The organism is Ideonella sp. P3_A4, from assembly GCF_056403075.1.
Map to the genome: position 1 here is coordinate 1 of NZ_JBFUGE010000252.1, position 8,525 is coordinate 8,525.

The 8,525-nt window shown below is 64.9% G+C and carries 9 protein-coding genes; 5 read left to right on the forward strand and 4 right to left on the reverse strand.

Annotated elements, in window-relative coordinates:
• On the forward strand, positions 1-241 hold a 241-nt coding region (purN, locus tag AC1DYI_RS20080), incomplete at its 5' end, for a phosphoribosylglycinamide formyltransferase (protein ID WP_477205900.1).
• Here purN and AC1DYI_RS20085 read toward each other — a convergent pair.
• Positions 234-902, reverse strand: coding sequence for a DUF1345 domain-containing protein (locus tag AC1DYI_RS20085; protein ID WP_477205901.1), 669 nt, complete (start codon positions 900-902; stop codon positions 234-236). The genes purN and AC1DYI_RS20085 overlap by 8 nt on opposite strands.
• A 52-nt stretch (positions 903-954) precedes the next feature.
• On the opposite strand from AC1DYI_RS20085, the gene AC1DYI_RS20090 reads away from it, so the two are divergent.
• On the forward strand, positions 955-2,214 hold the full coding sequence (locus tag AC1DYI_RS20090; protein ID WP_477205902.1) for an RsmB/NOP family class I SAM-dependent RNA methyltransferase: 1,260 nt from the start codon (positions 955-957) through the stop codon (positions 2,212-2,214).
• A gap of 129 nt (positions 2,215-2,343) precedes the next feature.
• Positions 2,344-3,567, forward strand: coding sequence for a DesA family fatty acid desaturase (locus tag AC1DYI_RS20095; RefSeq protein WP_477205903.1), 1,224 nt, complete (start codon positions 2,344-2,346; stop codon positions 3,565-3,567).
• 351 nt (positions 3,568-3,918) lie between these two features.
• Here AC1DYI_RS20095 and rpmG read toward each other — a convergent pair whose 3' ends face one another.
• From rpmG to trxB, 3 genes are all read right to left on the reverse strand, one after another.
• Complete coding sequence (gene rpmG, locus AC1DYI_RS20100; protein WP_141286813.1) at positions 3,919-4,089, reverse strand: 50S ribosomal protein L33; 171 nt, start codon at positions 4,087-4,089, stop codon at positions 3,919-3,921.
• A 41-nt stretch (positions 4,090-4,130) separates the two neighbouring features.
• Positions 4,131-4,364: a 50S ribosomal protein L28 gene (gene rpmB, locus AC1DYI_RS20105; RefSeq protein WP_477205904.1), complete on the reverse strand. Its 234-nt coding sequence runs from the start codon at positions 4,362-4,364 to the stop codon at positions 4,131-4,133.
• A 140-nt stretch (positions 4,365-4,504) separates the two neighbouring features.
• Complete coding sequence (gene trxB, locus AC1DYI_RS20110) at positions 4,505-5,464, reverse strand: thioredoxin-disulfide reductase (RefSeq protein WP_477205905.1); 960 nt, start codon at positions 5,462-5,464, stop codon at positions 4,505-4,507.
• Between the two features lie 242 nt (positions 5,465-5,706).
• Between trxB and AC1DYI_RS20115 the strand changes: the two genes are divergently transcribed.
• Together AC1DYI_RS20115 and AC1DYI_RS20120 are read left to right on the forward strand one after the other, a co-directional pair.
• Positions 5,707-6,372 carry a Crp/Fnr family transcriptional regulator gene (locus AC1DYI_RS20115; protein WP_477205906.1) on the forward strand — a complete coding sequence of 222 codons (666 nt, stop codon included), beginning with the start codon at positions 5,707-5,709 and terminating at the stop codon, positions 6,370-6,372.
• Positions 6,373-6,447: 75 nt separating this feature from the next.
• Positions 6,448-8,525: DNA translocase FtsK (locus tag AC1DYI_RS20120; protein WP_477205907.1), on the forward strand; the 2,078-nt coding region annotated here is incomplete at its 3' end.

The window sequence follows — 8,525 nt, forward strand, 5'->3', positions numbered from 1 at the left end:
GACCGTGCATTTCGTGACGCCCGAACTGGACCATGGCCCGATCGTGGCCCAGGCCGCCGTGCCGGTGCTGCCCGGCGACGATGAAGACACGCTGTCGGCGCGGGTGCTGCAGTGCGAGCATCAGGTGTACCCGCTGGCGGTGCGTTGGTTCGTCGAAGGCCGGCTGAAGCTGGCCGACGGCGTCGTCACGCAACTGGAAGGTGAATCGCAGGTGCTCTGGCCCGACGCAGGTCTCAGCTGATCGACGGCAACAGCCCAGCCGCGATGTTGATCGCCAGCGCCAGGATCGCGGCATTGAAGCCAAAGGACAGCACCGCCTGCAGCAACACCAGGCTGCGCATCGGGCGGTTGGTGATCACGACATCAGCCGTTTGCGCGGCCACCGCGAGCGTGAACGAGAAGTAGAGAAAGTCGACGTAGTTCGGCTGGAAGCACGGGTCCTCGTCGGGGAACTTCAACCCGCCCGGCTGGACCGGGTGGTGGTAATAGCGGCTCGCGTAGCTGAGCGTGAACACCACCGGCAGCAGCAGCCAACCGCCGACCAGCGTGCTGACCGCCAGGCCGATGTGCGCGAGCGCGATCGGCGAACCGTGGCCCGTACGGGCCCAAGCCAGCTCGACGATGATGGCCGCGACGCTGGCCACGCTGGCCGTGATGACCAGGCCCAGCACGGCCGCAGCGCCCTCGGCGTGGGCCAGCGACGCACGGCGCAATTGGCCGTGGTCGGCGCGCGCCATCGTCCAGGCCATCACGGCCAGATACGACCAGACGCCGACGTTCCAGCCGATCAACGCCTGGCTGATCCGCGTGCTCGCCGGTGCGCACAAGCCGGCGACAACGCCAATGACCAGCGCCAGCGACATCCGCGGCCGCACCGTCAAGTGGGTCCAGACGCGTTTCACGCGCAGCGGAGCGCGTGGCCAGCACGCGGCAAGGCACGGGGATAATCCACCCATGCATCCTAATGCCCTGTTGGACCTGGCGACCGAGCTGTTGCGCCAGGTTCTGAAGCTCGATCAGCCTGCCGACGCCGTTGTGTCGGCCTTTTTTCGCCGCCACCGAGGCCTCGGCCAGCGCGAGCGCCACAGCCTCGCGGAGACCACTTACACCGTGCTGCGCCAGCGCCTGCGGCTGGTGCACCTGGCACAAAGTGGCAGTGGGGCGCTGGAGCGCCGCTTGGCCGCGTTGGCCTGGCAAGGCAGCGACACCTYCCTGCGCGGGGCGCTGGGCCCGCAAGAGCAGAAGTGGCTGGCCGAGATCCAGGCGATCGACGTGGCCAGCCTGTCCGAGAAGCTTCGCCATAACCTGCCGGACTGGCTGGCCTCGGCGCTGAAGAAAGAAGTGGGCGACGACTTCTGGCCGTTGGTAACCGCCATCGAGCAAGCGGCGCATCTGGACTTGCGGGTCAACACCCTGAAGGCCAAGCGCGAGGACGTTCGCGCGGCGCTCGCCGAGGCGGAGATTGCCGCCGAACCCACGCCCTTTTCTCCCTGGGGCCTGCGCATTCAAGGCAAGCCGGCACTGCAAAAGCTCGAGCTTTTCATCCGCGGCGATGTCGAGGTGCAGGACGAAGGCAGCCAGCTGCTGGCGATGCTGGTCGCACCCAAGCGTGGCGAAATGGTGGTCGACTTCTGCGCCGGAGCAGGCGGCAAGACGCTCGCGCTGGGCGCGCTGATGCGTAACACCGGCCGCTTGTACGCCTTTGACGTCTCCGGCTACCGGCTCGAAGGGCTCAAGCCCCGCCTGGCGCGCAGCGGCTTGTCCAACGTCTACCCGGCTCAGATTGCCCATGAGCGCGACGACCGCATCAAGCGGCTGGCCGGCAAGATCGACCGCGTGTTGGTCGATGCACCTTGCTCGGGTCTCGGCACTTTGCGCCGCAACCCCGACCTCAAATGGCGCCAATCGCCCAAGGCGATTGAAGAAATGAACGCCAAGCAGCGCGACATCCTGGCCAGCGCTGCGCGCCTGGTCAAGCCGGGCGGACGGCTGGTCTACGCCACCTGCAGCCTGCTGCGGAGCGAAAACGAGGTGATTGCCGACGAGTTCGGCGCCGCTCACCCCGACTTCGAGCCCTTGCCAGCCGCCCCCGCGCTGGCTGCCTCTCAGGTCGAACGCGCGGATGAGCTGGTGGCTGGCAACTACCTGCGCTTGTGGCCGCACCGTCACCAAACCGACGGCTTTTTCGCGGCCGCCTGGCAGCGTCGGGCTTGATCGAGCGCGACGGGACACCATTTTCTTGAGTGACTGCCGGCTTTTTCCTACGTTTTTCCCACGCCGGCAGGCGCACCATCGTCATTAGAATTTGACATTGGCCCGAATCTCGGGCGCCTGAGCACTTACATGATCGATTTCCAAGCGATTTTCTCGGCCTTCATCGACTGGGCCGCCCATGGCTTGGTCGATGCCAGCTGGTGGCAGCTGATCGTCCTGACGCTGGTCCTGACGCACATCACCATCGCTTCGGTCACGATCTTTCTGCACCGCTCGCAGGCGCACCGTGCGCTTGAGCTGCACGCGATTCCGTCGCACTTTTTCCGCTTCTGGCTGTGGATGACCACCGGCATGGTGACCAAGGAATGGGTCGCCATTCATCGCAAGCACCACGCCAAGTGCGAAACGCAGGACGACCCGCACAGCCCAGTCGCGCATGGCATCAAGACCGTGCTGCTGACCGGTAGCGAGTTGTACCGCAACGAAGCCAAGAACCAGGAAACGCTGGACAAGTTCGGCCACAACACGCCGAACGACTGGATCGAGCGCAACCTGTATACGAAGTACAGCGCGCTGGGCGTGACGCTGATGATGATCATCAACCTGGCGCTGTTCGGTGCCATCGGCGCCACCGTCTGGGCGGTGCAGATGATCTGGATCCCCATCACCGCGGCCGGCATCATCAATGGCCTGGGCCACTGGTGGGGCTACCGCAACTTCGAAGCGGTGGACGCGTCGACCAATGTCTCGCCCTGGGGTGTGATCATCGGCGGCGAAGAGCTGCACAACAACCATCACACCTATCCGACCTCGGCCAAGCTGTCGGTCAAGCCCTACGAGTTTGACATCGGCTGGGCCTATATCCGCGGCCTGGAAATACTGCACCTGGCCAAGGTGCGCAAGACCCCGCCGCAGCTGGTGCTGGGCTCGGTGAAGCCGGTGGCCGATTCGCAGACGCTGGAAGCCGTCATTGCCAACCGCTACGAGGTGATGGCGAATTACGCCAAACAGCTGCGCCGCACCTGCGCTGTCGAGCTGGCCAGGCTGAAGGCCCAGGGCGCCTCGACCGGTTCTGCCTGGACCAACCTACGCGTCGCCGAACGCTGGCTTCACCGCGATGCCGAGAAGATTCCCAGCAACCTGCGCACCCAGCTCGACAGCGCGATGGACGATGCGCCGGTGCTGAAGAAGCTGGTCACGATGCGCGAAGAGCTTCGCCTGCTGTGGACCCGCACCAACGTGTCCGCCGAACAGCTGGTGGCCGATTTGCAAGACTGGTGCCGCCGCGCCGAGGAGAGTGGCATTGCGGCGCTGCGCGAGTTTTCGATGCAGTTGCGAGCGGCGCACGCATAACGAGGCCCCCACGCCCCTTTCCAGGGGCTGGCCCCCGAGGGGGCTCGCGCAGTGGACCGGCATAGCCGGATCCACGCACGCCACTTGAAGGGTCCGGGCTTCGCCGGACCAACGAAGCGTCCACCGTCTGGTGGGCTTTTTCATGGTGAAGCGGATGTGCGGGTCCACGCCTACCAAGCCACCGCGGCATCCGCAGACGCGTTTGCGCTGGGCTCACGCATCAGACGGCCGGCGCGGCGGGGGCTCAACTAAGGCGTATGCGATGCCGACCGGGGCAAACAAACCATCGCGCGGGCCAATGAAAAAGCCCACCGCTTGGGTGGGCTTCGTCGAGTGAAATAAGCGCTGGGCTTACTTCAGCTTGATTTCCTTGTACAGCACGTGCTTGCGCGCCTTCGGATCGAACTTCATGAATTCGAGCTTCTGGGGCGTCGTCTTCTTGTTCTTGTTCGTGGTGTAGAAGTGGCCGGTGCCCGCGGTGGACTCCAGCTTGATCTTCTCGCGGCCGCCTTTGCTTGCCATGGTGCGTGATTCCTGTCAGTGCGTTGAGTGGGCGGCGCGCTTTACAGCGTGCCCTTGGCGCGCAGGTCTGCGACGATCTGGTCGATGCCGACCTTGTCGATCAGGCGCAGCGCGGCGTTGCTGATGCGCAGGCGCACCCAACGGTTTTCGCTCTCAACCCAGAAGCGGCGGTACTGCAGATTCGGCAGGAAGCGGCGCTTCGTTTTGTTGTTGGCGTGGGAAACATTGTTCCCGACCATCGGGCCCTTGCCCGTGACTTGACACACGCGAGCCATGTAGCTCTCCTTGAATTGATGACGGCAGCGCCCCATGCGCTCCGGCTGGAACTTACGCTCATGCGCCGAAAGGGCGGCGAAAGCCCAAAGTAACCAGTGATTCTACAACAGTCCGGATTGGGGCGCCAAGGGAGTCGGCCTCAGGCCTCCTGCTCCAGGAATCTCTGTGCATCCAACGCCGCCATGCAGCCCGAGCCAGCCGAGGTGATGGCTTGGCGATACACATGGTCTTGCACGTCGCCCGCGGCGAACACGCCCGGTACGCTGGTCATCGTGGCAAAGCCGACCTGACCGGTGCGGGTGTTGATGTAGCCATCCTTCATCTCGACCTGGCCCTTGAAGATGTCGGTGTTGGGCTGGTGGCCGATGGCGATGAAGCAACCTTTGAGCGTCAGCTCGGTGGTCGCGTCGCTCATCGTGTCTTTCAGGCGCACGCCGGTGACGCCGCTCTGGTCGCCCAGCACTTCGTCCAGAGTCTTGAACAGGTGCAGCTCGATCTTGCCGGCGGCGACCTTGTCCATCAGCTTGTCGATCAGGATCGCTTCGGCGCGGAACTTGTCGCGGCGGTGGACCATGTGCACCTTGCTCGCGATGTTCGACAGGTACAGCGCTTCTTCGACTGCGGTATTGCCACCGCCGACGACACAGACCGTGTCGCCGCGGTAGAAGAAACCGTCGCAGGTCGCGCAGCCGCTGACGCCACGTCCCATGAACGCTTCTTCAGACGGCAGGCCCAGGTACTTGGCCGAAGCGCCAGTGGCGATGATCAACGAGTCGCAGGTGTAGGCACCTGAATCGCCCTTGAGCTTGAAGGGCCGCTGCGACAGATCGACTTCGTTGATATGGTCGAACACGATCTGGGTCTGGAATCGCTCGGCATGCTGCTGGAATCGCTGCATCAACTCGGGGCCTTGAACGCCCATCACATCGGCCGGCCAGTTGTCGACATCGGTCGTCGTCATCAGCTGGCCACCTTGGGCCATGCCGGTGACGAGCAGCGGCTTCAGGTTGGCGCGGGCCGCATAGATGGCGGCCGAGTAGCCGGCCGGGCCGGAACCGAGGATCAGGACTTTGGCGTGGGTGGGGGTCGAAGTGCTCATGGCGTGCAGGTGAGGGCGCGAATCGGCGCTTGCAAGAGGCCTGGCCGCGCGGTCCGAATGTGGCGTGAAGGCCACCATGGACACACGACGCCCGTCGAGGGAAACCGATATGCTCGGGCCTGCGCAAGAATACGGTCGGCCGCATTCTAATGAGCGGCCGGCATACCCAGCCTCGGTGCGGGCATATCGCAAACGGGGCCGTGCATGCCACCTGCAAAGGGCCAACAAAGAGGGGATGACTGATGTCGATGCTGTCCAACCTGGACTTGATTCGCCGAGTGCCGTTGTTCTCGATGCTGACCAACGAACAGGCGCGCGCAGTGGCCGATGGGGTGGTCAAACGGCGCTACCGACGTGGCGAAATCGTCGTCGAGCAGGGAAAGAAAAGTAACGCACTGTTCATTCTGCTCAACGGTCGAGCGCGCGTGCTGACCTCCGATTCGCGTGGCCGCGAAGTCATCCTGGCGGTGCTCGAAGCCGGCGACTATGTCGGCGAGATGAGCCTGATCGACAACCAGAACCACTCGGCCACCGTGCGCTGCGAGGTGCAAAGCGACATGCTGATCCTCGGCCGGCCCGAGTTCGCGCGCTGCCTGCCCGAGAACTCGAGCCTGTCGTACGCGATCATGCGCGGCCTGGTCACGCGGCTGCGCAGTGCCGACCGCCAGATCGAATCGCTGGCCCTGCTCGACGTGTACGGCCGCGTGGCCCGCACGCTGCTCGACATGGCCGAAGACGTCGACGGCGAGAAGATCATCAAAGGCAAGGTCTCGCGGCAAGACATGGCCAAGATCGTTGGCGCCTCGCGCGAGATGGTCAGCCGCGTGATGAAGGACCTCGAAGAACGCGGGGTGATCGAGACGCTGGAAAGCGGCTCGGTCGTGTTGAAGAACCGAATGCCTGAATGATTGAACGTTTGCTGTTGCTGATTTCGCCCGATTCGCGCTGCGCCCGCGGCGCCCTCTCTCTCCCGATGTCTTGCAATGTGGCGTAACGCCGCACTGAATGGGCCCGGTGCCACTGCAGGCGCCGCGCGGACCGCCGCTGCCCCGATCCACCCCCTTCGACAACGCCTGCGCCAGGTGCTGATGACGCTGGCCTGGTTGGCGCTGTCGTTGGCGCTGGTCAGCCGGCGCGCCGGCGACCCCGGCTTTTCGACCAGCGGCGAAGGCGGCCCGGTGATGAACTGGCTGGGCGCACCGGGGGCCTGGGTGGCCGACGTGCTGCTGGTACTGTTCGGTTTCTCGGCCTGGTGGTGGGTGCTGGCCGGTGGCCGGCAGCTGTGGCTGGGCTGGCGCGCCGTGCAGCGTGGCGAAGTGCTTCAGCCGTGGCCGCGCTCGGCGCGCCTTGGGGGCTTGGCTCTGCTGCTTGTTGCCAGCTGCGCGCTTGAATGGACCCGGCTCTATGGCTGGGAAGCGCGGCTACCCGGTGGCCATGCCGGTGGGGTGGTGGGCTTTTGGCTCGGCTCCCTGTCGATGAAGCTGGGCTTCCTCGCCTCGGGTGTGCTGTGGATCAGCCTGCTGGTCGTGGCCCTGCCACTGGCCCTGCGCTTCTCTTGGCTGCGCGTGGCCGATGGCCTGGGCGCCTGGGTCGARGGCTTCCGCGAGCGCCACATCGAAAAGCGCGAGATCGCCGAAGACGTGCGGTTGGGTGAGCTGGCCCAGCGCGAGCGCGAGATCGAGGTCGAAGAAGACCGCGAGGAATTCGAAGAACACGCGCCGATCGTGATCGAGCCGCCGGTGCTCGAAGTGCCCAAGTCCGAGCGGGTCGCACGCGAGCGGCAGAAGCCGCTGTTCATGGAGCTGTCGGACAACAAGCTGCCGCAGATCGACCTGCTGGACAAGCCGCCTGCGCGCGTCGAGACGGTGACGCCCGAGTCACTGGAAATGACCAGCCGGCTGATCGAGAAGAAGCTGTCGGACTTTGGCGTCGAGGTGCGTGTCGTCGCGGCCCAACCAGGCCCCGTGATCACCCGCTACGAGATCGAGCCCGCCACTGGCGTGAAGGGCTCGCAGATCGTCAACCTGGCGAAGGACCTGGCGCGTTCGTTGTCGCTGGTGTCGATTCGCGTGGTCGAGACGATCCCCGGCAAGAACCTGATGGCATTGGAACTGCCCAATGCGAAGCGGCAGACGATCCGCCTGGCCGAGATCCTCGGCTCGCAGGTCTACAACGATGCCGGCTCGATGCTGACGATGGCGCTGGGCAAAGACATCATCGGCGCGCCGGTCGTGGCCGACCTGGCCAAGATGCCGCACTGCCTGGTCGCCGGTACCACCGGCTCGGGCAAGTCGGTGGGCATCAACGGCATGATCCTGAGCCTGCTCTACAAGGCCGAGCCGCGCGACGTGCGGCTGATCATGATCGACCCGAAGATGCTCGAAATGAGCGTCTACGAGGGCATCGGCCACCTGCTGTGCCCGGTCGTCACCGACATGAAGCAGGCCAGCAACGCGCTGAACTGGTGTGTCGGCGAGATGGAGCGGCGCTACAAGCTCATGAGCAAGATGGGCGTGCGCAACCTGGCCGGCTACAACAAGAAGATCGACGACGCCAAGGCCCGTGGCGACCTGATACCCAACCCGTTCAGCCTGACGCCCGAAGCGCCGGAGCCGCTGGAGCGCCTGCCGTTCATTGTGGTCGTGATCGACGAGCTGGCCGACCTGATGATGGTCGTCGGCAAGAAGGTCGAAGAGCTGATTGCTCGTCTGGCGCAAAAGGCCCGCGCCGCCGGTATCCACCTGATCCTKGCCACGCAGCGMCCSAGCGTTGACGTGATCACCGGCCTGATCAAGGCCAACATCCCGACGCGCCTGAGCTTCCAGGTCTCGAGCAAGATCGACAGCCGCACCATCCTCGACCAGATGGGCGCCGAGGCGTTGCTGGGCATGGGCGACATGCTCTACATGGCCTCGGGCACCGGGCTGCCGGTGCGCGTGCACGGCGCCTTCGTTTCGGATGACGAGGTGCACCGCGTTGTCGAGTCGCTGAAGTCGCAAGGCCCGGCCAACTACATCGAGGGCATTCTCGAAGGCGGCACGCTGGATGGCGAGGGTGGCGA

Excerpts from the sequence above, each read along its gene's own strand:
- AC1DYI_RS20095 (WP_477205903.1), top strand. The coding sequence starts at position 2,344 with ATGATCGATTTCCAAGCGATTTTCTCGGCCTTCATCGACTGGGCCGCC.
- rpmG (WP_141286813.1), bottom strand. The coding sequence starts at position 4,089 with ATGGCAAGCAAAGGCGGCCGCGAGAAGATCAAGCTGGAGTCCACCGCG.
- rpmB (WP_477205904.1), bottom strand. The coding sequence starts at position 4,364 with ATGGCTCGCGTGTGTCAAGTCACGGGCAAGGGCCCGATGGTCGGGAAC.
- trxB (WP_477205905.1), bottom strand. The coding sequence starts at position 5,464 with ATGAGCACTTCGACCCCCACCCACGCCAAAGTCCTGATCCTCGGTTCC.
- AC1DYI_RS20115 (WP_477205906.1), top strand. The coding sequence starts at position 5,707 with ATGTCGATGCTGTCCAACCTGGACTTGATTCGCCGAGTGCCGTTGTTC.